The 26,362-nt window shown below is 71.6% G+C and carries 18 protein-coding genes; 3 read left to right on the top strand and 15 right to left on the bottom strand.

The genetic code is table 11. The annotated features are described in order from the left end of the window. The first annotated feature begins 140 nt into the window (after window positions 1–140). The gene (locus AOM02_RS10195) at window positions 141–866 is read left to right on the top strand and encodes an efflux RND transporter periplasmic adaptor subunit (protein ID WP_062299036.1); all 726 of its coding nucleotides are present in this window, start codon (window positions 141–143) and stop codon (window positions 864–866) included. Further along, window positions 863–2,854, top strand: coding sequence for a glycosyl hydrolase (locus AOM02_RS10190; protein WP_062299035.1), 1,992 nt, complete (start codon window positions 863–865; stop codon window positions 2,852–2,854). Before AOM02_RS10195 ends, AOM02_RS10190 begins: the two co-directional genes overlap by 4 nt. A gap of 51 nt (window positions 2,855–2,905) precedes the next feature. Here AOM02_RS10190 and pulA read toward each other — a convergent pair whose 3' ends face one another. Further along, a complete protein-coding gene (gene pulA, locus AOM02_RS10185; RefSeq protein WP_082105021.1) occupies window positions 2,906–8,704 on the bottom strand; it encodes a pullulanase-type alpha-1,6-glucosidase in 5,799 nt (1,932 codons plus the stop codon). 229 nt (window positions 8,705–8,933) lie between these two features. On the opposite strand from pulA, the gene rarD reads away from it, so the two are divergent. Further along, window positions 8,934–9,884 (top strand): EamA family transporter RarD, encoded by a 951-nt coding sequence (gene rarD / locus AOM02_RS10180; protein WP_062299034.1) that lies wholly within the window; start codon window positions 8,934–8,936, stop codon window positions 9,882–9,884. Between the two features lie 299 nt (window positions 9,885–10,183). Here the strand turns inward: rarD and AOM02_RS10175 are convergent, their stop codons facing one another. From AOM02_RS10175 to AOM02_RS10110, 14 genes are all read right to left on the bottom strand, one after another. Next, window positions 10,184–11,182, bottom strand: coding sequence for a polyprenyl synthetase family protein (locus AOM02_RS10175; protein ID WP_062299033.1), 999 nt, complete (start codon window positions 11,180–11,182; stop codon window positions 10,184–10,186). 3 nt (window positions 11,183–11,185) lie between these two features. Next, entirely contained in the window at window positions 11,186–12,766 is a 1,581-nt protein-coding gene (gene nuoN, locus AOM02_RS10170) for an NADH-quinone oxidoreductase subunit NuoN (protein WP_062299032.1), read from the bottom strand. Then, window positions 12,763–14,256: an NADH-quinone oxidoreductase subunit M gene (locus tag AOM02_RS10165; RefSeq protein WP_062299031.1), complete on the bottom strand. Its 1,494-nt coding sequence runs from the start codon at window positions 14,254–14,256 to the stop codon at window positions 12,763–12,765. The genes nuoN and AOM02_RS10165 overlap by 4 nt, the downstream gene beginning before the upstream one ends. A gap of 3 nt (window positions 14,257–14,259) precedes the next feature. Beyond that, window positions 14,260–16,140: an NADH-quinone oxidoreductase subunit L gene (gene nuoL / locus AOM02_RS10160; RefSeq protein ID WP_062299030.1), complete on the bottom strand. Its 1,881-nt coding sequence runs from the start codon at window positions 16,138–16,140 to the stop codon at window positions 14,260–14,262. A 1-nt stretch (window position 16,141) separates the two neighbouring features. After that, window positions 16,142–16,441 carry an NADH-quinone oxidoreductase subunit NuoK gene (nuoK, locus tag AOM02_RS10155; protein ID WP_042213267.1) on the bottom strand — a complete coding sequence of 100 codons (300 nt, stop codon included), beginning with the start codon at window positions 16,439–16,441 and terminating at the stop codon, window positions 16,142–16,144. After that, entirely contained in the window at window positions 16,441–17,178 is a 738-nt protein-coding gene (locus tag AOM02_RS10150) for an NADH-quinone oxidoreductase subunit J (RefSeq protein WP_062299029.1), read from the bottom strand. The genes nuoK and AOM02_RS10150 overlap by 1 nt, the downstream gene beginning before the upstream one ends. A 2-nt stretch (window positions 17,179–17,180) precedes the next feature. Further along, window positions 17,181–17,888: an NADH-quinone oxidoreductase subunit NuoI gene (nuoI, locus tag AOM02_RS10145; protein ID WP_062299054.1), complete on the bottom strand. Its 708-nt coding sequence runs from the start codon at window positions 17,886–17,888 to the stop codon at window positions 17,181–17,183. Between the two features lie 68 nt (window positions 17,889–17,956). Continuing rightward, on the bottom strand, window positions 17,957–19,294 hold the full coding sequence (nuoH, locus tag AOM02_RS10140) for an NADH-quinone oxidoreductase subunit NuoH (RefSeq protein WP_062299028.1): 1,338 nt from the start codon (window positions 19,292–19,294) through the stop codon (window positions 17,957–17,959). Further along, entirely contained in the window at window positions 19,294–21,783 is a 2,490-nt protein-coding gene (locus AOM02_RS10135; RefSeq protein WP_062299027.1) for an NADH-quinone oxidoreductase subunit G, read from the bottom strand. The genes nuoH and AOM02_RS10135 overlap by 1 nt, the downstream gene beginning before the upstream one ends. Further along, window positions 21,780–23,105: an NADH-quinone oxidoreductase subunit NuoF gene (gene nuoF / locus AOM02_RS10130; protein WP_062299026.1), complete on the bottom strand. Its 1,326-nt coding sequence runs from the start codon at window positions 23,103–23,105 to the stop codon at window positions 21,780–21,782. Before nuoF ends, AOM02_RS10135 begins: the two co-directional genes overlap by 4 nt. Next, on the bottom strand, window positions 23,102–23,758 hold the full coding sequence (gene nuoE, locus AOM02_RS10125) for an NADH-quinone oxidoreductase subunit NuoE (RefSeq protein WP_062299025.1): 657 nt from the start codon (window positions 23,756–23,758) through the stop codon (window positions 23,102–23,104). The genes nuoF and nuoE overlap by 4 nt, the downstream gene beginning before the upstream one ends. After that, window positions 23,755–25,098 carry an NADH-quinone oxidoreductase subunit D gene (locus AOM02_RS10120; RefSeq protein ID WP_062299024.1) on the bottom strand — a complete coding sequence of 448 codons (1,344 nt, stop codon included), beginning with the start codon at window positions 25,096–25,098 and terminating at the stop codon, window positions 23,755–23,757. The genes nuoE and AOM02_RS10120 overlap by 4 nt, the downstream gene beginning before the upstream one ends. Beyond that, the gene (locus tag AOM02_RS10115; protein ID WP_082099480.1) at window positions 25,095–25,811 is read right to left on the bottom strand and encodes an NADH-quinone oxidoreductase subunit C; all 717 of its coding nucleotides are present in this window, start codon (window positions 25,809–25,811) and stop codon (window positions 25,095–25,097) included. Before AOM02_RS10115 ends, AOM02_RS10120 begins: the two co-directional genes overlap by 4 nt. Beyond that, entirely contained in the window at window positions 25,808–26,359 is a 552-nt protein-coding gene (locus AOM02_RS10110) for an NADH-quinone oxidoreductase subunit B (RefSeq protein ID WP_062299023.1), read from the bottom strand. The genes AOM02_RS10115 and AOM02_RS10110 overlap by 4 nt, the downstream gene beginning before the upstream one ends. Window positions 26,360–26,362: the final 3 nt, after the last annotated feature.

The following is a 26,362-nucleotide window of genomic DNA, read 5'->3' as shown; positions in this document are numbered from 1 at the left end:
CGGGCCCCGGCCCCGCCGGCGCCGGCCGCGCAGGCGCCCCCGCGTCCGGCCGCGCCTCGCGCCGAGACTCCGCCGACGATCGTGCGCCCCGTCCTGCCGGGGACGCTCCTCGGCCGCCGCGCCCGCCGGGAGCTGGCGTCATGACGTGGGGCAACCGCCTCAAGATGGTTGCCGGCATCCTCGCGGTGCTGCTCGTCGTCGCCGCCGCGACGCTGCTGTTCAACCGGCGCCAGTCCGAGGTGCTCAGCACCAACGCCGAGATCCAGGCGGCGCGCTACGACGTGGGGACGGACTACGGCGGCCTCATCGTCGAGCGGTTCGTCGACGAGGGCGACCAGGTCTCCAAGGGCGACCGGCTGTTCGCGATCGACAGCCCGATCCTCGCGCGCGACATCAAGCAGGGCCTCCTCGAGGCGGTGCCGGGCTCGCTCGCGAAGAACGGCACGGTGACGATCCGGGCGGCGATCGGCGGCACGGTCGGGGACATCACCGCGGACGTCGGCAGCTTCGCGGGCGCCGGCTCGGTCATCGCCGCGATCGATCAGCAGGACAGCCTCTACACCGCGGCGGAGTTCGACCTCACGCCGCGCGACTTCTCGCGCATCGTCGAGGACGCCACGGTCGAGCTGCGGCTGCCGGACGACTCGGTGCTCGCCGGCACCGTCGCGGACTACTCGGTCGAGACCGTCGAGGGCGCCGCGCGCGTCACCGTGCGCGTCGAGTCGGACGCGCTCGTGGACGAGGCGGACGGCGGCCTGATCCAGGCGGGCACGCCCGTGGCCGCCACGCTCCACCTGCGCGACGACGGTCCGCTCGCGGGGGTCACCGACGCGCTCGGCGACCTCGCGCGCAAGGTGGGTCTGTGAGGCGGATCGCCGCCGTGGCCACCCTCGCCGGAGTGCTCGCCCTGGCCGGGGCGGGCTGCACGGCGTCGGACGAGCCCGACGCCGTGCCCGCCACCGTCGCCGCCGCGGGCCCCCGTGAGGACGGCCCCGACCCGTCGATCCTGCCGACGGCCGCCGACGCCGGCGTCGCGACCCGGCTCGCGGCGGACGTGGTGCCGCCCACCAACCGCTGGTACTCGGCGCTCGCCTTCGGCGACCCCGGGCTGCCGGTCTTCCCCGCACCGCTGTCGTTCCAGGCGGTCGACGGCGGCTTCGCGATGGGCCTCACCCGCCCCGACCCGCAGCCCGCCGCGATCCTCGCGCCCGCGGTGGCGGAGCTGACCGTCACCGTGGCGGGCGCCTCCGGATTCGGCGAGGTCACCGCGGCGGGCCCGGTCGGCGTGACCCTGACGACCGGGCCGGTGGAGCTCACCCTCGCGCAGGGCGTGCCCGTGGTCGCAGTCACGTCCGACGGCGGCGCCGAGGCGACCCTGTCGACCCCCTTCGAGGCGGCCGGGGACGACCTCGCCACCGCGACGATCGGCGACACCGAGTACGGGATCGCGCTCGACCGCGCCGCGGTCGACGGGACGTCGCTCGCGCTCGACCCGGGCGGCTCGGCGCAGCTGTTCGCGGTGCCCGAGGGCGGCGACGCTGCCTCCTTCGCGACGGCGCTCGGGCCGGTCGCCGCCGGCGCGGACGCCTCGTTCGCGCTCGGCGAGGCGGCGACCACCACGATCGACTACGCCGACGAGCCGACCGTGGTCGCGGTGCCGGCCGCCCGCGCGGAGGGGCTCGACTGCGGGCTCGGCTCGTACGCGACCATCCACGGCACGTACGAGGTGTGCCGCGCATCGTCCGTCTCCTGGGACGTCCCGCTGGTCGAGCCGAGCGCCGCGCTCGACCTCGGCGGCCTCACGGGCGCGCAGCGGGACGCGATCGCCGCGGCGTTCGCGGCCGATGCGGGCGCCGAGCCCGAGCTGCCGGCGGACACGTACTTCGGCGCCAAGGCGCTGTACCGGCTCGCCAACCTGCTGCAGGTGGCCGACGCGCTCGGGGAGGACGCCTTCGCGGAGCAGCTCCAGGGGACGCTCGAGACGCAGCTCGACCTGTGGGGCGCCGCCGACGGATGCGCCGAGCGTGCCGAGCGCTGCTTCACGTACGACCCGACGCTGCGGGGCGTGGTGGGGCTGGCGACGGCGTTCGGCTCGGAGCAGTTCAACGACCACCACTTCCACTACGGCTACCTGCTGTACGCCGCCGCGGTGGCGGGGGCGCGCGACCCCGAGCTGGCCGAGCGCATCGGGCCGGTGATGGACCTCGTCGCGGAGGACATCGCGGCACCGGGCACCTCGGACGCCTTCCCGGTGCGCCGCGCGTTCGACCCGGTCGAGGGGCACTCGTGGGCGTCCGGCATCAGCCCGTTCGCGGACGGCAACAACCAGGAGTCCAGCTCCGAGGCGGCGCTCGCGTGGAACGCGGTCGCGCTGTGGGCGGACCTGCGCGGGGACGATGCGCTGGGCGCCTCCGCCCGATGGATGCTGTCCGCGGAGTCCGAGGCCGCGACGCGGCTGTGGCTCGCGCCCGACCTCACCGGGCTCGACGGGTACGCGCACCCCATCGTCGCGATCGAGTGGGGCGCGAAGCGGGACTACGCGACCTGGTTCAGCGACGACCCGGCGGCGATGCTCGGGATCCAGGTGATCCCGGCCCAGCCCGCCGCGGCCGGGTACCTCGCCGCGGTGCCGGCGGACCGCATCGTCGCCGCGGTCGACGAGGCGTGGGGGCAGACCACGCCCTCCCAGTTCGCGGACTACCTCCTCATGTACCGCGCGCTCGCCGGCGACGAGGAGCGGGCGGCCGCGTGGGCGGAGGCGATCGAGCTGCCGGACTCCGCGATCGATGACGGCGACTCCCGCACGTGGATGCTGGCGTGGATCGCCGCGGCGGGACGGTCCGCGGGGTCGTGAGGCGCCGGCCGGCCCCCGAGGCAGGACACGTGCCCCGGGGGCCGGCACGCCTCACATGAGCGCGGGCCTGCCCGGCGCCCCGTCGCTCCCCTGACCCTTGCCGTTGCCCGAGCCGTTGCCCTTCCCGCTGCCCTTCGACTGCCCCTCGACGAGCACCGCCGCGGTGCGCGCGGGGATGGTGAGCGTGCCGGTCCTGGCGGAGACCTTCGTGGCCTTCACCACCGGGTCGGAGCCCTTGGCGAGCGCGGGCGTGAGCGCGAACTTCCGGCCCTCGAGCTCGGGGAGCGCCGTGGTGATCGCCTCGGGTGAGGCGTTGAGGACCACGAGCGCGCCGGCGAGCCGCGGGTCGACGTCCTCGCCCACGAGGTCGTCGATCAGCATGACCACGAGGCCGGGTGTCGCATCGGTGCCGGAGCCCGGGAACGTCACCTTCTGATCGATGAGGTCCGCGGAGCCGAGCCGCAGCAGCGGCACCTCGGAGCGCGCCTCGAGCAGGTCGAGCGCGGCCGCCTCGGCCGTCGCGATGTCGGCGGCGGCCGGCTTGAGCGACGGGTCGGCGAGCAGCGGGGCCATGATCGACCACTTGCCCTCGTTGTCCGCGGCCGGCGGCAGGCCGGAGCCGAAGGTCGACTCCTGGCCGGTCCAGTCGATGCGGTTGAACCAGTCGCCCGAGTTGTAGCTGTTGCGGTCGAGCGACTTGGAGCGCAGGAGCTCGGTGCCGGCATGCCAGAACGAGGGCGTCTGCGCGTACGCGGTGGTCGCCAGCGACAGCGTGTTCATGCGCACGCGGTCCGCCATCGACGTGTCCGTCGGGAGCTTGAGCACGCCGAGGTCGAACAGCGTCTCGTTGTCGTGCGCGTCCACGTACGTGACGACCTCGTCGGGCTCGTCGGCGTAGCCGGCGGGCGAGCCGCGGTAGTCGAGCTCGTCGCCGCGCAGCACCTCCCCGGTCGAGGCGAGCAGCTCGTAGGCGCGGAGGTTGCCCGCGAGGCCGAGCTTCACGAGGTCGGTCTGGTGGGCGAGGTCCGCGAGCGCCTCCTCGGTGGTGCCGTTGATCGGGTCGCCGTTCGGGTCGGTGCCGAGCCCGGTGCCGAAGCCCTGCTGGAACGTCGACGAGCCGTCGACCGGGCTGCCGCCGTGGACGGCGTCGCGCAGCCGGTCGGAGAAGGTCCCGATCCCGGTGCCGCCGAGCTGGCCCTGCGTGGCCTGGTCGAACAGCGCGTTGTCCGCGACCTCGCCGAAGTTCCACCCTTCGCCGTAGAGGTAGATCGCCGAGCCGTCCACGCCGTCGGCCTCGAGCGTGAGGGCGTCGAGCGCCTCACGGACGTCGAGCATGTTCTGGCGCGAGTGGTGGCCCATGAGGTCGAAGCGGAAGCCGTCGACCTTGTAGTCCCTGGCCCACGTCACCACCGAGTCCACCATGAGCCGGCCGGCCATGGCGTTCTCGGTCGCGACGTTCTGGCAGCACGTCGAGGTCTCGATCGCGCCCGTCGCGCTGAGCCGCTGGTAGTAGCCCGGCACCACCTGGTCGAGCACGGACTTGTCGCCCTGGCCCGATTGCGCCGTGTGGTTGAAGACCTGGTCGAGCACCACCTGGAGGCCGTCCTCGTGGAGCGCGCCCACCATCGAACGGAACTCCGCGACGCGCGCGCCGCCGTCCGCGTCCACGGCGTACGACCCCTCGGGCACCGTGTAGTGGAACGGGTCGTAGCCCCAGTTGAAGCCGTCCTCGTCGGCGACCGCCATCACGCAGGCCTGCTGCGCGTCGGAGTCGGGCGCGAACGACTCGAGGTCGCAGTCGGGCTCGAGCTGGGCCGCACGGTCCTCCTCGATGGTCGCGAGGTCGAACGACGGCAGCAGGTGCACCGTGGTGATGCCCGCCTCCGCGAGCTGGCGCAGCTGCGCCCGTCCCGCTCCCTCCTCGGTGAAGGCGAGGTACGTCCCGCGCTCCGCCTCCGGCACGGACTCGTCGCCGATCGAGAAGTCGCGGATGTGGAGCTCGTAGATGGTCTGGTCGACCGCGCGCTCGACGAGGGGGGACGGGGTGTCCTCCCAGGCGTCCGGGCGCCAGGCCGGGTCGTCGAGGTCGATCGCGACCGAGCGCTCCGAGTTGAGCGTGAGGGCGACCGAGTAGGGATCGGTCACCTCGTTCGTCTCGATCGCGCCCGTGCTCGGCGCGTAGACCACGACCTCCCAGAGGTACTCGGCGCCGTCGAGCGTGCCGTCGTCCGCGACCGACCAGATGCCGGTCGCCGGGTCGAGGGTGGCGGCGTGGCGCGCCGGGTCGCCGGTCGCGCCCGGCTCCCAGGCGAGCAGCGTCGCGTCCTGGGCCGTGGGCGCCCACACGTTGAGCACGAGGCCGCCGTCGCCGTAGACGGCGCCGAGCCCGGTGCCGGCCGCCGCCTCGGCGTAGAGGTCGTCGAGCACGCCCGCGATCTGCACGCCGGTGAAGGCGGTCAGCGCATCGTCCGCGGACTGCGCGACCGCGAGCTGGCCGCGCAGCATCTCCTGCACGTCCTCGCGGGACGCGTCGAGGTGCAGCGCGACGTACCCGTCGAGCGCCCGGAAGCGCTCGAGCTGCGCGTCGGTGAGCCCCCCGGGCACCACCGTCAGGTCGTGGCCGTCGCCCCCGGTGACCGTCCCGTCCGCGATCGCGAGCGAGGCGTCGGACGAGGCGTAGAGCCGGAACGCGTCACCGGCGCCCAGGTCGGCGGGCCAGGCGAGCGTGTCCTGGTCGATCCAGTACGCGCGCGACTCGCCCGAGCCGGCCAACGGCGGGTTGGCGACCTCGATGTCGAGGAGGTGCGTCGCCAGCGTGTAGCTGAAGGTGACCAGCTCGCCGTCGTCGGTGGAGAAGGACATGTTCGCGCCGCCGGGCACGCCGTCCTGACCGTAGTTCTCGTCCCAGCTCATCCCATGCGCGACCTTGAGCTCGTAGGCGCCGGCCGGGATGCCGGTGGTGGAGAAGGTGTAGACGCCGTCCCTGTCGCCGTCGGCCATGAGGCTCAGGAGGCAGCCGGGATCCCAGTCGCCCGGGCAGCCGATCTCGGACTGGTACGAGCCGGGCAGGGTGACGATGGGCCCCTCCGCGGTCGACTGCACGATGTTGCTGCGCGCGTCGAAGTAGAAGGTGATCTCGCCGCCGCCGTGGGTGATCGCGATGTTGGGTCCGTCCTGGACGCCGTTCGCGCCGAAGTTGAGGCCCCACGAGCCGTCGATCGCGACCTTGTACTGCCAGTCCCCGGCGGGCACGTCGAACGTGCCCGTCCAGATCCCTGCCGGGCCCTCGGTGAGCATCGCGCCCTCGCAGGCCGGGTCCCAGTCGCCCGCGCAGCCGATCTCCGACTGGAGGTCGCCCGCGATGGTGACGGAGTCGTAGGTGACCTCCGGCTGCTCCTCCTCGACGATCGCGACCGGGTGGCCGACCGAGGCGTAGGTCGACGCCGCGGACACCTGGCCGGCCGCGTCGACGGACACGGCGCGGTACTCGAGGAGCGTGCCGTCCGCGAGGTCGGGGACGTCGTGGAACACCCGCGGGGTCGCGGTCTCGGCGGTGCCGAGCGCGTGCCACTCCGCGTCGCCCACGATGCGCCACGCGAAGCTCGTCTGGCGCCACGCGCCGTCGGCCTGGGCGCTCACCGCCATCTGCCCGGCGGCCTCCGCACCGGCGCTCGGCGCCGTGACCGTGAGCGCGGCCGCCTCGGCGGGCGCGCTCACCTCGCCGTCCGCGCGCAGGACCACCGCGCCCAGGGCGGGCACCGTCACCGTCGCGACGCCCGCATCGTCCGCCGTCACCGAGGCCGACGTGCCGTAGACGCCGGCGAACGTGGCGCCCGAGGTGAGCGTCGGGATGTCGACGGTGATGTCGGCGCCGGTGTTGTTGAGCGCAACCAGGTGCTCGATGCGCTCGTCGGGGTCGACCCGCGAGAATGCGTAGACGCCCGCGCCGTCGGAGACGAAGCGCTCGATCTGGGCGCCCGTGCTGAGGGCGGGGTAGGTCTCGCGCAGGGACGACAGCTCCGCGATCTGCTCGTAGAGCGGCACGTCGGTGTCGTAGCGGTCGACGCTGCCCACGGTCTCGCCGGTGAGGAGCGTCTGGTCGGTGTACTCCGTCACCTGCGACGCGAAGAGCGACTGGCGTGCGCTCTTGTCGTTGCCCGGGTCGGCGCCCACGAAGCCCTGCTCGTCGCCGTAGTAGACCACCGGCTGGCCGCGGCCCAGGAACATGAGGTCGTTCGCGAGCATCGTGCGCGCGAGCGGAGCGTCGGTGTTGCGCATGAAGTAGCCGACGCGGCCCATGTCGTGGTTGCCCAGGAAGGTCGGCAGCGCCGTCGCGGAGCTGTCGGGCGTGGTGTAGCGGTCGTCGCCCGCGTAGAGGGTGCTCAGCCCCTTGGCGGAGTTGCCGCTCGCGAAGCTCACGGCGGAGGACTGGAAGGTGAAGTCGAGCACCGAGCTCATGTCGGTGTCACGGATGTACGGCGCGAGCTTGACCGGGTCCGCGTCGTAGACCTCGCCGAACATGAAGAAGTCCGGCTTGCCGTGGGCCTGCGCGTACGCGAGCACCTCGGCGCTCCACTGCTCCCAGAACTCGAAGTTGACGTGCTTGGCGGTGTCGATGCGGAAGCCGTCGATGCCGAGGTCGACCCAGCCCTCGTACACGTCGATGAAGCCCTCGACGACGGTCGGGTGCTCGGTCATGAGGTCGTCGAGGCCCACGAAGTCGCCGTACGTCACCGACTCGCCCGTCCAGGTCGAGTCGCCGCGGTTGTGATAGAGCGTCGGGTCGTTGAGCCAGGACGGCACCTTGAGGTCGGCGTCCTCGGCTGCGACCACCGGCGTGTACGGGAACGAGGTGGCGGCGTCGAGGTCGGGGAACGTCCCGGTGCCGGCGTAGTCGGCGGGGTCGAAGGCGGTGCCGCTCGCGTCGAGATAGGGCACGTCGGCCTGCTCGATGTACGAGTACTCGCCCTCCGCGTAGTCGATGACGTCAGCGGTGTGGTTGGTGATGATGTCGAAGTAGACCTTGATACCGCGGTCGTGGGCGTCCGCGATGAGGGCCTCGAGCTCCTCGTTGGTGCCGAGGTGCGGGTCGATCTGCGTGAAGTCGGTGACCCAATAGCCGTGGTACCCGGCGCTCGCGTCGGCACCGGTGCCCTGGACAGGCCTGTTCTTGAAGGACGGGGTGAGCCAGATCGCGGTGGTCCCGAGCCCCTCGATGTAGTCGAGGTTCGCGGCCAGGCCGGCGAGGTCGCCGCCGTTGTAGAAGCCCTTGTCCGTGGGGTCGAAGCCGGTGGTGAGGCTGTCGCCCGTGAGCCCGCCCTCGTCGTTCGCGGTGTCGCCGTTGGCGAAGCGGTCGGTCATGACGAAGTAGAACTGCTCGTCCGATCCCGCCTGGCGGACGGGGTCGGCGACGAGCGCATCGTCCTCGGCCGTGTAGCCGGCGCCGATCGAGACCACCTCGAGCCCCACCCGCTTCGCCGCGTCGTCGAAGAGGAAGCGCAGCGTCGCGGCGTTCGGGAGGGCGAGCGGGATGTTCGCTGCGCCGCCGTCGAGTCCGTAGGACTCGTCCCACAGATCGTCGACCGCGACCTTGTACTCGTACGTGCCGGCGGGCACGTCGAACTCGGCCGCGTAGAGGTCGGCGGTCCCGGTCGGGGCGAGCTCGGTCTCGACGCACTCCGGCTGCCAGTCGCCGGGGCAGCCGAGCTCGTCCTGGAGGTTGCCGACGAGGGCGAAGGTCCGGTCCGCGGCGACGGACGGTGCGGCGATGCCGGTGAGGGCGGCGAAGGCGACGGTGAGGGTGAGGAGCAGGAGGGCGGCCGTGCCTCGCACGGTCAGCGGCTTGGACAAGGAAACTCCCAGGTTCGGGGCCACCACGCTGTGGCCTGGTCACGTCGGTGTGATGCTGAGCGGTCCAACTGAGCGCGAGCGTATCGGTGCATGTAAACGCTTGCAAATCGAAATGGGCGAAATCTTCCGCGGAGGGGCGGGCGCCGCCTGGATCCTCCTCGCGCTGGTGGGGCCAGCTGCGGCGGACTGGCCCTGCAGGTCGAGGGCCAGCGGGTGGCAGAATCTCCTGGTGACCCCCTCGCTCGACCGCCGCGGCCTCGCCTACGGCGCCTCCGCCTACTTCATCTGGGGCCTGTTCCCGATCTTCATGGCCGCGCTCGAGCCGGCCGGCGCCCTCGAGATCGTGGCCTGGCGGTCGATCTCCTCGCTCGCGGTGTGCCTCGCGATCGTGCCGTTCGTCCGCGGCTGGGCGCGCATCGTCGCCGTCGTCCGCGACCGGCAGGTGCTCGCACGGCTCGCGGTCGCATCGTTCGTCATCGCCCTCAACTGGGGCGTCATGGTCTACGCCGTCGTGACGGACCGGGTCGCGTCGACGTCGCTGGGGTACTACATCAACCCGCTCATCACGGTGGCGCTCGGCGTGCTGCTGCTCGGCGAGCGGCTGCGCAGGCTGCAGCTGGTCGCGATCGGGGTCGCGGCGATCGCGGTGCTGGTGCTCGCGATCGAGATGGGCGGCCTGCCGTGGATCTCGCTCGTGCTGGCGTTCAGCTTCGCCACCTACTCGTTCATCAAGAAGGACGTGGGCCACAAGGTCGACGCGCTGACCGGCCTCACGGTGGAGACGGCGGTGCAGCTGCCCGTCGCGATCGGCGTGCTCGCCTGGGTGGGCATCGCGGGTCAGGCGACGCTGTTCGCGCGCGGCGCGGAGGGCCTGGGCGGGTGGCACGACGCGCTCATGCTCACCACCGGCACGTGGACCGCCGGCGCGCTGCTGATCTTCGCGGCGGGCGCGCGACGCCTCCCGCTCAACATCTCGGGGCTGCTGCAGTACATCGCGCCCACGATGACCTTCGCGCTCGCCGTGTGGCACTTCCACGAGCCGATGCCGCCCGCGCGGTGGGCCGGCTTCGCGCTCGTGTGGGTCGCGCTGGTGCTCATCACGGTGGACTCGTGGCGGGCGCGCTCGCGGGTGAAGGACCCGGCGGCGGCGGTCTCGGGCGAGGTCACCGAGCCGGTGTGAGCCGGCGCGGCTCGCGCCCGCGTGCCCGCCCGCCCACCCGCGCACTGGGTAGACCATTGTCGATTCTCGGGGATCGCCGCGCCTCATGGGTGGACGGTTGTCGCCCGCTCCCCCGCGCGCCGGAGCGACCATGGCCTACCCATGACGCGCACGAACGTCCCGGAAATGACCGTCACGTACCACTTCCGGGCGTCGCTCAGCTCCCCGTAGGAGTCGAAGACTTCCGGAAACCGTCGGCCACCTCCCCGCAGCACGGTGGGAGTGGGGATGCGGTGGGGGTGGGGTGAGGGCGGCGGCGGTCAGGCCGCGCGGGCGACCAGCGCGTCCGCGAAGGCCAGCAGCGACGCCTTGACGTCGCCCTCCGGCAGCTGCGCGACCGCGTCCTTGGCCTGCTGGGCCCACGCGCGCGCGAGCGTCGCGGTCTCGTCGACCACCACGTGCGCGGCGAGCCGCTCGACCACGGAGGCGAGCACCGCGTCGTCGGACAGGTCGCCGTCGATCGCGGCGAGCAGCTCGCGGTCCGCGTCCGTGCCGTCGCCCGCGGCGAGACGACGGCGGAGCAGCAGCACGGGCATCGTGGGGACGCCCTCGCGCAGGTCCGTGCCGGGAGTCTTGCCCGTGGTGGCGGCGTCGGAGCGGATGTCGATCACGTCGTCGGCGAGCTGGAACGCGACGCCGGCGGCCTCGCCGTACGCGGTCACCTGCTCGACGATGGTCGGAGGGCAGCCGCCGAACATCGCCCCGAAGCGCGCCGAGGTCGCGATGAGCGAGCCCGTCTTGTCGGCGAGCACCTGGAGGTAGAAGGCGATGGGGTCGTCCGTCTCGGACGCGCCGACCGTCTCGTGGAGCTGGCCCAGGCACAGGCGCTCGAACGTCTCCGCCTGGATCCGGACGGCCTGCGGGCCGAGTCCCGCGACCACGCGCGAGGCGCGCGCGAACAGCAGGTCGCCGGTGAGGATCGCGACCGAGTTGCCCCACACCTCGTGCGCCGCGGGGGCGCCGCGACGCGTGGGCGCCGAGTCCATGACGTCGTCGTGGTACAGCGTCGCGAGGTGCGTGAGCTCGACCACCACGGCGGCGTCGAGCACCTCGGGGCGCGCGCCGTCGCCCAGCTGCGCGCACAGCAGCGCGAGCACGGGGCGCAGGCGCTTGCCGCCCGCGTCGACGAGGTGGCGCGAGGTCGCGTCGGCGAGCGTGTCGGACTGCGCGACGGCGTCGCGCAGGCGCTCCTCGACGAGCTCGAGGCGCGGCAGGAGCTCCGCCTCGAGCGCCTCGTTGCCGATCGCGAGTGTCGCCATGCGCTAGCCCGCCGCTCCCAGGAGCAGCACGCCGGCGTTCTCGAAAGCGGCGAGCACGGGACCGGGCACGACGCCGAGCAGCACCACCGCGGCGGCGGCGATCACGACGACGACGCGGGCGAGCGGGCTGTGGTCGATCTCGACGGCGTCCTCCTGGCCCTCGGGCACGTCGGTGAGGAACATCAGCACGATGAGGCGGACGTAGAAGAACGCGGCGGCGGCCGAGGCGATCACCGCGATCAGCACGAGCGGCCACGCGCCCGCGGAGATCGCCGCGGCGAACGCGACGAACTTCCCGACGAAGCCGGCGGTCAGCGGGATGCCCGCGAACGACAGCAGGAACAGCGCCATCGCGGCGGCGAGCCACGGCGAGCGCTTGCCCAGGCCGGCCCACTGGCCGAGGCGCGTCGCCTCGCCCATGACGGTGCCGTCCTCGGCCTTCTCACGCACCTGCGTGATGACCGCGAACGCGCCCAGCGTCGCGAGGCCGTACGAGGCGAGGTAGAACGGGAGCGCCGAGAGCGCGCCGTCGGGGAAGCCCGCGAAGGCGACCAGGATGAATCCGGCGTGCGCGACCGACGAGTAGGCGAGCATGCGCTTGAGCTCGGTCTGGACGAGCGCGACCACGGTGCCGAGCAGCATCGAGGCGATCGAGACGCCCCAGATCAGCCACGACAGCTCCCACTCGAGACCGTAGAATGCCTCGTACACGACGCGCAGCAGCGCGGCGGTGGCGGCGGCCTTGGTCGCGGCCGCCATGAAGGCCGTCACCGGGGTGGGCGCGCCCTGGTAGGCGTCCGGCGTCCACGAGTGGAACGGCACGGCGCCGATCTTGAACAGCAGGCCCACGACGACCATGACCGCGCCCGCGAGCACGAGCGCGTCGACACCGCTGACCGAGGCGACGCCCTGCGCGATCTCGGTGTACGAGGTCGAGCCGGTGGCGCCGTAGAGGAAGGCCGCGCCGAACAGCAGGATCGCCGAGGAGAACGCGCCGAGCAGGAAGTACTTCAGGGCGCCCTCGTGAGAGAGGAAGCGGCGGCGGCGCGCGAGCGCCACGAGGATGTACAGCGGCAGCGAGAACACCTCGAGCGCGACGAACAGGAAGATCAGGTCCGTCACCGAGGTGAACAGCATCATGCCGCCCACCGCGAACAGCGCGAGCGGGAACACCTCGGTCACCTGCATGCCCTTGCGGCGTGCGAGGGTCTCCTCGGTCGAGCCGGGGGCGACGGAGCCGAGCGGCGTGAACGCCTCCTCGCCCGCGCGGGTGCGCGCCGCGAACAGCAGCATCCCGAGCGTGCCGAACACGACGATGAGCACCTGCCACGCGAGCGACTGGCGGTCGACGGTCAGCATGCCGTCGAGCACGATCGTGCCCGCGCCCTCGAGGGTGGCCCACTGCACGATCGCGGTGCCGGCGGCCGCCAGCAGCGCGACGACGGAGACGCCGAGCTGCACGCGGCGGCGCGTCTGCGCCGCGCGCACGAAGGACTCGATCAGGATCGCGACCGCGGCCGCGCCGAGGACGATGATGACGGGCGCGAGCGGCGCCCAGGCGATCTCGGGGGTCGTGAAGCTCACTGACCTGCCTCCTCGGTGGGAACGGTGGCCACGATGTCGGACGACGGCTCACGCAGCGTGTCGATGGCGATGCCGGGCAGGAAGCCGAGCACCAGCATCAGCGCGATGAGCGGCCACAGCACCACGCGCTCGCGGCGCGTGAGCTCCAGGACCGGCTTGCGGCGCTCGGGCGCGGGGCCCGTGAACACCTTCTGGTACGTGAGCAGCACGTACAGCGCCGCCAGCACCACGCCGATCGCGGAGACGATCACCGCGACCTTCGCGACCGAGAAGGCCCCGACGAGGACCATGATCTCCGACACGAACGGCGACAGGCCCGGCAGCGCCAGGGCGCTGAGGCCGACGATCAGGAACGTGCCCGCGAACACGGGGACGATGCGCTGGAGGCCGCCGTAGGCCGTCACGTCCGCGGTGCCGTAGCGGTGGATGAGGAACCCGACCGCGAAGAACAGCGCGCCCGTCGACAGGCCGTGGTTGAACATGTAGAACGCGGCGCCCTCGACCGAGGTCTGCGTGAAGGCGAAGATGCCGAGGACCATGATGCCGAAGTGGCTCACCGAGGTGAACGCCACCAGGCGGAGCATGTCCTTCTGCCCGATCGCGAGCAGCGCGCCGTAGATCACCGAGATCACGGCGAAGCCGATGATCACCGGCGCGGCCCACGCGGCGGCGTCCGGGAACAGCGCCACGCACAGCGTGAGCATGCCGAAGGTGCCGATCTTGTCGAGCACCGCGACCAGCAGCGCGGTCGTACCCGGGCGGGCGGTCTCCGCGACCGTGGGCAGCCACGTGTGGACGGGGACCATCGGCGCCTTGATCGCGAACGCGAGGAAGAAGGCGAGGAAGATCAGCCGCTCCGCCGTGGTCGACATGTCGAGGTCGGTGAGGTTGTCCGTGAGGAACGCCTGCTCGCCGCCGGGGCCCTGGAAGTACAGGGCCACCACGCCGACCAGCATCACCAGTCCGCCGGCAAGCGAGTACAGCAGGAACTTCACCGCGGCGTAGCGGCGCTGGCCGCCGCCGAACGAGCCGATGAGGAAGTACAGCGGGATGAGCATCGCCTCGAACAGCACGTAGAAGAGGAAGACGTCGCGGGCGGCGAAGATGCCGACCATGAACGCCTCGCTCAGCAGGATCAGCGCGAGGTAGTGCGTGCGGCGCGCGGGGTCCTTGTCCTCCCACCAGCCGGCGAGGATCGCCAGCGGCGTGAGGAGCGCGGACAGCACGATCATCAGCAGGCCGATGCCGTTGACGCCGAGCGCCCAGCTGGTGCCGATCTGCGGGATCCACGCGTAGGTCTCGGAGAACTGGATGGTGCCCGCGGCCGACGTGTCGAACTGCAGGAACAGCACGACGGCGAGCACGAGCTCGACCCCGGTGATGGCGAGCGCCAGCTCGCGCACCCGGGCGCGCGCCCCGCCGGGCAGGGCCCAGAGCAGGACGGCGCCGAGCGCGGGCAGCGCCACCATGACGGAGAGGATCGGGAACATGGTTTAGAGACCCCCCTGCACCACGACGATGATGACGATGACGAGACCCACCAGCATGGTCAGCGCGTACGAGCGCACCTGACCGTTCTGCGTCTTGCGCACGGACTCGCCGGTACGGGCGAAGCTGTGCGCGGTCTTGTCCACCGCGCCGTCGACGAGCGCCGCGTCGGCGTACACGAGGGTGCGGGTGAGGTGGGTGCCGGGGCGCTCGAAGACGCCCCTGTTGACCGAGTCCTGGAACATGTCGTTGCGGGCCGCGATGGTGGCCAGCGAGGCCGCCGGGGCGGTCTCGGGCACGTCGGCGGCGCCGTACTTGCGCCACGCGACCCACGCGCCGAGCGCGACGAGCAGCAGCGTCGCGACCATGATCACCGGGACCGGGAGCACGGGCTCGTGGTGCTCGGCGTGGCCGGTCACGGGCTCGAGCCAGTCGGTGAAGCGGTCGCCCATCGCGAGGAACAGGCCGAGGAAGGCCGAGCCGACCGCGAGGATGATCATCGGCACCGTCATGAGGGCCGGCGACTCGTGCGGGTGCTGGTCGTCCGTCCAGCGCGCCTTGCCGTGGAACGTCATGAAGAACAGGCGCGACATGTAGAAGGCCGTGAGGCCCGCGCCGATGAGGGCGGCGCCGCCGAGGATCCAGGGCTGCGCGCCCTCGCCCACGAAGGCGGCCTCGATGATCTTGTCCTTCGACCAGAAGCCCGAGAACGGCGGGACGCCGAGGATCGCGAGCCAGCCGAGGCCGAACGTGACCCAGGTGGTCACCATCGCGGTCCGCAGCGCGCCGTAGCGGCGCATGTCGACCTGGTCGTGCATGCCGTGCATGACCGAGCCGGCGCCGAGGAACATGCCGGCCTTGAAGAAGCCGTGCGTGACGAGGTGGAAGATCGCGAAGGCGTAGCCGATCGGGCCGAGGCCCGCGGCGAGCATCATGTAGCCGATCTGCGACATCGTCGACGCGGCGAGCGCCTTCTTGATGTCGTCCTTCGCCATACCGATGAGCGCACCGAGGATCAGCGTGAACGCACCGATCGCGGCCACGACGGTCTGCGCGGCGGGCGCGCCCTCGTAGATCGGCGCGGAGCGGACGATGAGGTAGACGCCCGCGGTCACCATGGTCGCGGCGTGGATGAGCGCCGACACCGGGGTCGGGCCCGCCATCGCGTCGCCCAGCCAGGACTGCAGCGGGAACTGCGCGGACTTGCCGGTCGCGGCCAGCAGCAACGTGAGGCCGATCGCGGTGAGCTGCGCGGTCGAGGCCTCCGGGGCCGCCGCGAACACCGTCGCGAAGTCGACGCCGCCGAGGTACGTGAACATGAGGCCCATCGCGAGGATGAGGCCGATGTCGCCGATGCGGTTGACCACGAAGGCCTTGTTCGCCGCCGTCGCGTACTCGGGCTTCTGGTTCCAGAAGCCGATGAGGAGGTACGACGCGAGGCCCACGCCCTCCCAGCCGACGAACAGCAGGAGGTAGGAGTCCGCGAGCACCAGCAGCAGCATCGCGGCCACGAACAGGTTGAGGTACGCGAAGAAGATGCGGCGGTTCGGGTCGTGCTCCATGTACGCCACGGAGTAGATGTGGATGAGCGTGCCGACGAACGTCACGAGCATCACGAACGTCATCGACAGCGGGTCCACCAGCAGGCCGGCGTCGAGGTTCAGCTCGCCGCCGGGGATCCAGCTGAACAGGTGGACGGCATGCGAGCGGTCGTGCGCGTCGAGGCCGAGCATCTGGATGAGCGCGAGCAGGCCGATGACGAACGCGGTGCCGGAGGCGGCCACGCCGAGCCAGTGCCCCCAGGGGTTCGCGCGCTTGCCCAGGAGCAGCAGCACGAAGCTGCTGGCCAAGGGCACGGCGATGAGAAGCCAGGTCAGGTCAAGCATTTCAGCCCTTCAGCTCAGCGGGTTCGTCGAGCGAGATGGTCTGGCGCGCGCGGAACACGGCGATGATGATCGCGAGTCCCACGACGACCTCCGCGGCCGCGACGACCAGGACGAAGAACGCCATGATCTGTCCGTCGATCTCACCGTGCATGCGGGAGAAGGCGACGAGCGCGAGGTTCGCGGCGTTGAGCATGAGCTCGACGCCCATGAAGGCGATGATCGCGTTGCGCCGCAGGAGCACGGCGGCCGCGCCGATCGCGAACAGGATGCTCGCGAGGATGACGAAGTTGATGGGGTCCATCAGCGGTCACCCTCCTGGTGCGACGGGTCCTCGAGCTGCGCTCGCCACTGCTCGCCCTCGACGGTCTGGTTGCGCACCTTGAGGACGCGGGAGATCGAGTGCTCGATCGGCTGGCCCTCCGGGTCGAGCGCGGGCACGTCGAGCGCGTTGTGGCGCGCGTACACGCCCGGCATGGGCTTGTTGACCGGGTCCGCGCCCATGAGCACGCGGTCGCGCTGGACCTCGAGCTGGGTGCGGCGCGGCTTGAGGCGCGGCGTGTGCGTGAGCACGAGCGCGCCGACCGCGGCGGTGATGAGCAGGAAGCCGAGCACCTCGATGACGAGGACGTACTTCTCGAACAGCATGACGGCGATGACGTCGGGCTCGCCCTGCACGCCGACCTCGGCGGTGGGCAGCACCGTGCGGCCCACGATCGACACGAGGAAGGCGCCCAGGCCGGCCGCCGTGAAGAGGCCGATCCAGCGCTGGCCCTTGATGGTCTCCTTGAGCTCCTCGCGCTGGTCGACGCCGACCAGCATGAGCACGAAGAGGAAGAGCATCATGACCGCGCCGGTGTAGACGACGATCTGCACCATGCCGAGGAACGGGGCGCCGAGCGCCACGTAGGCCGTCGCGAGGCCGACCATGACGAGCACCACCGACATGGCGACGTGCACGGCCTTGCGCGCGAACAGCAGGGACAGCGCCGGGATCACGGTGATCGCGGCGATGACCCAGAAGAGGACGGGATTGACCATGTCTAGAAGGGACCCCCGCCCTGGTTCTCGTAGCGGACGCCGCCCGCCGCGCCGGCCGCGTGCTGCGACGAGGTGTAGCGCTCCTCGCGGGGCGCCTGGTCCTCGACCGGCTCCTTGCCGCGGTTCTCCGGCAGCGTCGGGTCGTCGGGACGGTGCTCGCGCACCCACGCGACCTGCTCCTCGACCGGGCCGTCGACCTCCTGGCGGTAGTACGAGCCGTCGGTGGTGCCGGGCACCATCGGGTGCGGCGCGGCCAGCATGTTCTTGCCCATCGGGGCGAGGAGGTCCTGCTTCTCGTAGATGAGGCCCTCGCGCGTGGGACCGGCGAGCTCGTACTCGTTCGTCATCGTGAGCGCGCGCGTCGGGCACGCCTCGATGCACAGCCCGCAGAAGATGCAGCGCAGGTAGTTGATCTGGTAGACGCGGCCGTAGCGCTCGCCGGGGCTGACCTGGTGGTCGGGCGTGTTGGAGTCCGCCTCGACGTAGATCGCGTCCGCCGGGCACGCCCACGCGCACAGCTCGCAGCCGATGCACTTCTCGAGGCCGTCGGGGTGACGGTTGAGCTGGTGGCGGCCGTGGTAGCGCGGCATCGTCGGCACCTTGACCTTGGGGTACTGCTCGGTCACGGTGGGACGGAAGAAGTTGCGGAGGGACACGCCGAATCCGGCGACGGGCGCGAGCGCCTCGCCGATCGGTCCCTTCTTGGGCAGGTTGGACTCGAAGGTCTCGCGCTTCGCGTCGCGCTCGCGGTTGACCTTCCAGACCTCGTCGGACCCGCTCACTCGGAGTCCTCCTCTCGTGAGCCGACATGCGCCTCGACCGTACGGCCCGAGCGCGGCGATGGGGGCAGGACCTGGTGCGGCATCGGCGGCACCGGGTAGCCGCCGGCGAACGCGTCGAGCACCTCGGGCTCGGCGTCCGCGTCGACCTCGTCCTCCGTCTTCGACCGGTCCTCGGTGACGAGGCTCCAGACGGCGACGACGAGCAGGATCGCGACGATGCCGGCGACCGCGTCGTAGACGTTGAGGTCGCGGTCGAAGTGGTCGAACAGCGCGCGGCCGACGGAGAAGAACACCAGCCATCCCAGGCCGACCGGGATGAGGATCTTCCACCCGAACTTCATGAACTGGTCGTAGCGGAAGCGCAGCACCGAGCCGCGGATCCACACGAACACGAACATGAGCAGCCAGATCTTCAGGATCAGCCACAGCGGCGGGAAGATGCCGGTGTTGAGGAACTCGGCTCCTGGCCACGAGGCGGGCCATGGGGCGCGCCAGCCGCCCAGGAACAGCGTCGAGGCGACCGCCGAGACGTTGATCATGTTCATGTACTCCGCGAGGAAGAACCACGCGAACTTCATGGACGAGTACTCGGTCATGAAGCCGGCGACGAGCTCGCCCTCGGCCTCGGGGAGGTCGAAGGGCAGGCGGTTGGTCTCGCCGACCATGGAGATGACGTAGAGGATGAACGCCGGGAACAGCGGCCACACCCACCAGCGGTCGGTCTGCGCCTCGACGATGCCGGACGTGCTCATCGTGCCCGAGAGCATGAACACCGTGACGAGCGAGAGGCCCATCGCGAGCTCGTACGAGATGACCTGCGCGGTCGAGCGGATCGCGCCCATGAGCGGGTACGTCGAGCCGGAGGCCCAGCCGCCCAGCACGATGCCGTACACGCCGAGCGCGGCGCACGCGAGGATGAACAGGATCGCGACGGAGAAGTCGGTGAGCTGCAGCGGCGTGGAGAAGTCCGTGCCGTAGATGCGGGTCTCGGGTCCGAACGGGATCACCGAGAAGATCAGCAGCGCGCAGAACACCGAGATCATCGGCGCGGCGATGTACAGCACCTTCTCCGCCTTGCGGACGCTGATGTCCTCCTTGAACAGGAGCTTCATCGCGTCGGACACGGATTGGAGCAGGCCGAACGGGCCGAGGCGGTTGGGGCCGGGACGCTCCTGCAGGCGGCCGATCACGCGGCGCTCGAACCACACCGCGAACAGCACGGAGGTCAGCAGGAACACGACGACGAGGACGGCCTTGACGATGACGACCCACAGCGGGTCGGCGGCCAGGGCCTCCGCGACGGGGACGCCCGACGTGGACGCGAGGACGGTCATCACGCCGCTCCCTTCACCGAGACGACGGCTCCGGCGGCCGCGCGCAGGTCGCGCGCCACCCAGGAGCCGGGGGACTTCACGGGCACCCACACCACGCCGTCGACCATGCCCTCGGTGACGACGAGCGGCAGCTCGACCGCGCCGACCTCCGTGGAGACCTCGACGCTGACGGCGTCGCCGAGCGACGCCGCGGTGGCGGCGGACATCCGGGCGACGGCGACGCGGCCGGTGCCGGCGAGGTAGGGCTCGCCGTCCTGCAGCGCGCCCTCGTCGACCAGCTGGTGCCACGTCGCGAGGACCGCGGTGCCCTTCTTGGCGCGCGGGTTGCGCGCGGCCTTGGCCTTGGGGGCGGCGGGACGATGCGCGGCCTCCGCGGCACCGAGCGCCGCGAGCTCCGCGTTGACGGCCTCGACGGTGCCGGTGCCGAGCTCGACGCCCCACTCGCGGGCGAGCAGGTCGAGGACCCGGTGGTCGGACATCGCGTCGGTTTGGATCGCCGTGGCGAAGCCACGCAGGCGGCCCTCCCAGTTGACGAACGTGCCGGGCTTCTCCGACGGCGGGGCGACGGGCAGGACCACGTCGGCCGACTCGGCGATCTCGGAGCGGCGCACCTCGAGCGACACGACGAAGCCGGTGGCCTCGAGCGCCGCGGCGACGTCGCCGGTGAGGTCGGAGGCGCTCACGCCGCCGATGACGAGCGCGCCGATCGCGCCCTCCGCGGCGGCCGCGATGATGCCCGCGGTGTCGCGGCCCTTGGCCGACGGCAGCGCGTCCACGCCCCAGGCCTTCGCGACGACGTCGCGGGGGCCCTTGAGCGCGGCGGTGCGTCCGCCGGGCAGCAGGCCGGGCAGCGCGCCGGCCTCGACGGCGCCGCGCTCGCCCGCACGCCGCGGGATCCACGCGAGGCGCGCGCCGGTGGACGAGGCGAGCTCCTGGGCGGCGACGAAGGCCCCGGGGGCCTCGGCCGCGCGCTCGCCGAGCACGATGACCGCGCCCGGCTGCGACAGGGCCTCGCTCGCGTCCGCGGGCAGCTCCGCCAGCGCGGCGGCCTCGCGGCCGGGGACGGCGGGCACCAGGGTGGCGCCGAGCTTCTCGGCGCCGCGCGTGAGGTACGGCGCCACGGTGAGGACCTGCTGGCGGCCCAGGGACTTGCGCAGACGCAGGAAGACCACGCCGCCCTCGTCCTCGGGCTCGAAGCCGACGAGCAGGACCGCGGGGGCCTTCTCGAGCTCGCCGAACGTCACGCCGAGGCCCGTGCCTGCGACCTGGGTGCCGAGGAAGGCCTGCTCCTCGTCGCTCGCGACGCGGGCGCGGGAGTCGACGTCGTTGGTGCCGAGCACCACGCGGGCGAGCTTCTGGTACGCGTACGCGTCCTCGAGGGTGACGCGGCCGCCGGTGAGGACGGCGGCGCCGCGCGCGGCGCCCTCGTCGTCGGCGGCCGTCGCGGCCTTGATGCCGGCCGCGGCGGCGGCGAGGGCCTCGGGCCACGAGGTCTCGACGAGCTCGCCGTCCTTGCGGACCAGCGGGCGGGTGAGGCGGTCGGACAGGTTCTGCCACGCGAAGGCGAAGCGGTCCTTGTCGGAGATCCAGTCCTCGTTGACGACCGGGTCGTTCTCCGCGAGGCGGCGCAGGATCTTGCCGCGGCGGTGGTCGATGCGGATGGCCGAGCCCGACGAGTCGTGCTCGGAGATGCTCGGCGACGACACGAGGTCGAACGGGCGCGAGCGGAAGCGGTACGCGGCGGAGGTCAGGGCGCCCACGGGGCAGATCTGGACCGTGTTGCCGGAGTAGTACGAGGAGAAGGCCTTGCCGGCCTCGTCGACGGTGGCGGCGCCCACGGGGCGGTAGCCGTCGAAGTCGAGCACGTCCTCGTCGAACGTGCCGATCTGCTGCTGCGCGCCGCGGTTCTGGAGGTCGATGAACGCGTCGCCCGCGATCTCCTTGGAGAAGCGCGTGCAGCGCTGGCACAGGACGCAGCGCTCGCGGTCGAGCAGGATCTCCGAGCTCAGCGCGAGCGGCTTCTCGAAGACGCGCTTGACGTCGACGAAGCGGCTCTCGGGACGACCGTGGCTCATCGCCTGGTTCTGCAGGGGGCACTCGCCGCCCTTGTCGCACACCGGGCAGTCGAGCGGGTGGTTGATGAGCAGCAGCTCCATCACGCCCTTCTGGGCGCGGTCGGCCTCCTCGGAGGTGTGCTGCGTGTTCACCACCATGCCCTCGGTGACCGTCATGGTGCACGACGCCTGGGGCTTGGGGAACGCGCGCAGGTTGCCGTCGGGGCCGGGGCTGGCCACGTCGACGAGGCACTGGCGGCACGCGCCCGCGGGCTTGAGCGCCGGGTGGTCGCAGAAGCGCGGGATCTCGATGCCGACCTGCTCGGCCGCACGGATGATGAGCGTGCCCTTGGGCACGGAGACCTCGGTGCCGTCGATCGTCAGGCTGACGGTGTCGACGACCTCCGCTGCCGGCTTGTCCGCGGTCGCGGTCATGCGTGCGCCTCCTCGGTGGCGGGCGTGTCGGAGTAGTCGAAGAGCGCGGAGGCGCTGTGGTCGAACGGGCAGCCGCCCTGCTCGACGTGCGCCTCGTACTCCTCGCGGAAGAGCTTGACGGAGCTGATGATCGACGAGGTCGCGCCGTCGCCGAGCGCGCAGAACGAGCGGCCGGCGATCGAGTCGCACGTGTCGAGCAGCTGCTGGATGTCGGCCTCGGTGCCGCGGCCCGCCTCGATGCGCTTGAGGATCTGGGTGAGCCAGTACGTGCCCTCGCGGCACGGCGTGCACTTGCCGCAGGACTCGTGCTTGTAGAACTCGGTCCAGCGGGTCACCGCGCGCACGACGCACGTGGTGTCGTCGAAGAGCTGCAGCGCGCGCGTGCCGAGCATCGAGCCCGCCGCGCCCACCGACTCGTAGTCGAGCGGGGTGTCGAGGTGGTCCTGCGTGAAGATCGGGGTCGACGAGCCGCCGGGCGTCCAGAACTTCAGCTCGTGGCCCTCACGGATGCCGCCGGCGAGCTCGAGGAGCTCGCGCAGCGTGATGCCGAGTGGCGCCTCGTACTGGCCGGGACGCGTGACGTGGCCCGACAGCGAGAACAGGCCCATGCCCTTCGAGCGCTCGGTGCCCATCGCGGTGAACCACTCGACGCCCTTGTCGACGATCGCGGGCACGGAGGCCACCGACTCGACGTTGTTGACGACCGTGGGGCGCGCGTACAGGCCCGCGACGGCGGGGAACGGCGGCTTGAGGCGCGGCTGGCCGCGGCGGCCCTCGAGCGAGTCGAGGAGCGCGGTCTCCTCGCCGCAGATGTAGGCGCCGGCGCCGGCGTGGACGGTCACGTCCAGGTCGAAGCCGCTGCCGTGGATGTCCTTGCCCAGGTGGCCGGCCTCGTAGGCCTCGCGCACGGCCTGCAGCAGGCGGCGGTACACGTGGACCACCTCGCCGCGCAGGTAGATGAAGGCGTGGTTGCAGCCGATCGCGTAGGACGTGATGATCACGCCCTCGATGAGCGCGTGCGGCGCGGACATCATGGTGGGGATGTCCTTGCAGGTGCCGGGCTCGGACTCGTCGGCGTTGACGACGAGGTAGCGGGGGCCGCCGTCGTCCGGGGGCAGGAAGCCCCACTTCATGCCGGTGGGGAAGCCGGCGCCGCCGCGGCCGCGCAGGCCCGAGTCCTTGACGGCCTGGATGAGGTCGCCGGGCTCCATGCCGAGGGCCTTCTTGAGCGGCGCGTAGCCGCCCGCCTCGGTGTACGTGTCGAGGCTCCACGACTGCTCGGCGCCCCAGGTGGCGCTCAGGACGGGGACGAGGTCGGTCACTTCGCCGCCTCCTTCCAGCCCTGCTCCTTGGCGGCCGCGAGGCCCGCGAGGGTGGGCGCTCCGGCGCCCTGGTCCTCGTCGGCCCGGCCGTCCTCGAAGCCCGCGAGCACGCGCGAGACCTGCTTGAACGAGCACACCTTGGCGGGGCCGCGCGTGGGCGCGACGTCCTTGCCGGCGCGGAGGTCGTCGACGACCTGCTTCGCGCTCTCCGGGGTCTGGTTGTCGAAGAACTCCCAGTTGACCATCATCACGGGCGCGTAGTCGCAGGCCGCGTTGCACTCGAGGCGCTCGAGCGTGATCTGCCCGTCCTCGGTGGTCTCGTCGTGGCCCACGCCGACGTGCTCGGAGAGCTCGTCCCAGATGCGGTCGCCGCCCATGACGGCGCACAGCGTGTTGGTGCACACGCCCACCTGGTACTCGCCGTTGGGACGGCGCTTGTACTGCGTGTAGAACGTCGCGACCGCGGACACCTCCGCGGCCGTGAGCTCGAGCTGCTCGGCGCAGAACTGGATGCCGTCGGGCGACACGAAGCCGTCCACCGACTGCACCAGGTGCAGCATCGGCAGCAGCGCGGAGCGCTTGACGGGGTAGCGCGCGATGATCGCGGCCGCGTCCTCCGCCAGCTGCGCGAGCGTGGTCTCGTCGTAGGTCATCGGTCGACGCCTCCCAGCACCATGTCGATCGTGGCGATCGCCACCACGACGTCGGCGACCTGACCGCCCTCGGTGAGGATCGACAGCGCCTGCAGGTTGTTGAATCCGGGGTCACGGAAGTGCGCGCGCCAGGGCTTGGTGCCGCCGTCGGAGACGAGGTGGACGCCGAGCAGGCCCTTGGGGCCCTCGATCGCGGAGTACACCTGGCCCGCGGGGACCTTGAAGCCCTCGGTCACGAGCTTGAAGTGGTGGATGAGCGACTCCATCGACTCGCCCATGATGTGGCGGATGTGGTCGAGGGAGTTGCCCTGGCCGTCCGAGCCGACGGACAGCTGGGCCGGCCACGCGATCTTCTTGTCCGCGACCATGACGGGCTGGCCCGCGGTCTGCTCGAGACGGTCGGCGCACTGCTCGACGATCTTGAGCGACTCGTAGCACTCCTCCAGGCGGAGGACCACGCGCGAGTAGGCGTCGGCGTCGGTCGACGTCGGGACCTGGAAGTCGTAGGTCTCGTAGCCGAAGTACGGGTCCGCCTTGCGCACGTCGTACGGCAGGCCCGCGGAGCGCAGGATCGGCCCGGTGATGCCGAGCGCCATGCAGCCCGCGAGGTCGAGGTTCGCGACGCCCTTGAGGCGGCCCTTGAAGATCGGGTTCTCCAGCTGGAGGTCCGCGAGCTCGTCGAGCTTCTGCCTGATCTGCGGGATCACCTTGCGGATGAGCGCGACGGCGTCCTCGGGCGCGTCCTGGGCGACGCCGCCCGGGCGGATGTACGCGTTGTTCGTGCGCAGGCCCGAGATCATCTCGATGACGCGGAACGTGTCCTCGCGCGCGACGAACGCCGTGGTCATGACCGTGGTGGCGCCCATCTCGTTGCCGCCTGTGCCGACCGCGACGAGGTGCGAGCCGATGCGCGTGAGCTCGAGCATGAGGACGCGCAGGATGTTCGCGCGCTCCGGGACGTCGTCGGTGATGCCGAGCAGCTTCTCGATGCCCATGCAGTACACGGCCTCCTGCGACATGGACGCGACGTAGTCCATGCGGGTGCAGAAGGTCACGCCCTGGGTCCAGGTGCGGAACTCCATGTTCTTCTCGATGCCCGTGTGGAGGTAGCCGATGCCGGCACGGGTCTCCGTGACGGTCTCGCCCTCGATCTCGAGCATGACGCGCAGCACGCCGTGGGTGGACGGGTGCTGGGGGCCCATGTTGACGACGATGCGCTGCTGCGCGAGGCGCGCGGCCTCGTCGGCGATGTCGGACCAGTCGCCGCCGTAGGCGCTGTACTCGGGGGCGTCGGGGTCCTCGACGAACGCGCCCGTGGCGTGGGGAGCGGTCTGGGTCATCGGTACTGCCTCCGGTTGTCGGGCGAGGGGATCTCCGCGCCCTTGTACTCCACGGGGATGCCGCCGAGCGGGTAGTCCTTCCGCTGCGGGTGGCCCACCCAGTCGTCCGGCATCTCGATGCGCGCGAGCGAGGGGTGGCCGTCGAAGACGATGCCGAAGAAGTCCCAGGTCTCGCGCTCGTGCCAGTTGTTCATCGGGTAGATCGAGGTGATCGACGGGATGTGCGCGTCCGACTCGGACACCGCGACCTCGAGGCGGAGGCGACGGTTGTGGGTGATCGACTGCATCGGGTACACGGCGTGCAGCTCGCGGCCCTGGTCCGCCGGGTAGTGCACGCCGGACACGCCGAGGCACATCTCGAAGCGCAGGTCCTGGTCGTCGCGCAGGTGCTGCGCGACGGCGGGCAGGTGCTCGCGCGCGATGTGCAGCGTCAGCTCGCCGCGGTCGACGACGACGTGCTGGATGGCGGCCGCCGCATCGTCCCCGAGGAGCTCCTCGAGGACGTCGACGACGCCGTCGAACCACTCGCCGTACGGGCGCTCGGAGGCGCCGGGCATCTCGACGGGCTTGACCAGCAGGTCGTAGCCGGAGGTGTCGCCCTGCGCGCCGAACATGCCCTCGCGGACGTTGATGAGAGTGATCTGCTCGCGTTCACCCGGCTGGGGTCCGCCCTGCGGGGCGCCGGTGCCGGTGAGGTCCTGGGAGTCGCTCAACGAAGCAGGCCCTTCATCTCGGAGGTCGGGGTGGCGGAGAGCGCGGCGGCCTCGGCGGCGGCGGCGATCTCGCGGCGGTTGCGGCCCATCGGCGTGCTCTTGACCTGCTCCTGCAGCTCGAGCAGCGCGTTGAGCAGCATCTCCGGGCGCGGCGGGCAGCCCGGGAGGTAGATGTCCACGGGGACGATGTGGTCGACGCCCTGGACGATCGCGTAGTTGTTGAACATGCCGCCCGACGAGGCGCAGACGCCCATCGAGATGACCCACTTGGGCTCGGCCATCTGGTCGTAGACCTGGCGCACGATCGGCGCCATCTTGTTCGACACGCGGCCGGCGACGATCATCATGTCGGCCTGGCGCGGCGAGCCGCGGAAGACCTCGGAGCCCATGCGCGAGATGTCGAAGCGCGGGGTGCCCGTCGCCATCATCTCGATCGCGCAGCACGCGAGGCCGAACGTGGCCGGCCAGAGGGATCCCGCCCGCATGAAGCCGACGAAGTCCTCGACCATGCCGAGCATGAACGGAGGAGCGCTCTCTTCGATACCCATATC

The sequence above is a fragment of the Demequina maris genome (assembly GCF_000971155.1).
Lineage (GTDB): Bacteria > Actinomycetota > Actinomycetes > Actinomycetales > Demequinaceae > Demequina > Demequina maris.
Note: the sequence above shows the minus strand (reverse complement) of the source record. Positions and strands in the feature narration are given on the sequence as shown.